This window comes from uncultured Streptococcus sp. (assembly GCF_901875575.1).
Taxonomy (GTDB): domain Bacteria; phylum Bacillota; class Bacilli; order Lactobacillales; family Streptococcaceae; genus Streptococcus.
On sequence record NZ_CABFMF010000076.1, the window covers coordinates 1 to 501 of the forward strand.

Consider the following 501-nt stretch of genomic DNA (forward strand, 5'->3'; position numbering starts at 1 on the left):
GTTACGGACAAGGGACGCTAAAAAATAATGTCTTAAGAGAAATAAATTTTAAGGTAGTTGAAGGAGAATTTGTATCGATAATGGGACCATCAGGTTCGGGTAAATCGACATTTATCAATATTTTGGGACTGATTGATTCTGAATTTGAAGGAGAATATATATTAGACGGAAAAAGTATTGAGAAGTTAAATGAAAATCAACAAGCAAGTTACCGTAATCGTGATATTGGATTTGTTTTTCAACAATTTCATCTTATTGATGAATATACTGTTAAAGAAAATATTTTATTATCATTCCTATATTCTGACCAACAGCCAGATATAGAATACATTGATAGTTTATTACAAGACTTAGGGCTTATAGATAAGATGAATGAGTACCCAAGTCATTTATCAGGCGGACAGAAGCAACGAGTTGCTTTAATTAGAGCTCTTGCTCATAAACCTAGATTTCTTATAGCGGATGAACCTACAGGTGCATTAGATGAGAAAAATAGGAATG

The 501-nt window shown here is 32.3% G+C and carries 1 protein-coding gene; it reads left to right on the plus strand.

What is annotated here, in order from left to right; all coding sequences use genetic code 11:
• Positions 1 to 501: ABC transporter ATP-binding protein (locus tag QZ114_RS08995; RefSeq protein WP_295502418.1), on the plus strand; the 501-nt coding region annotated here is incomplete at both ends.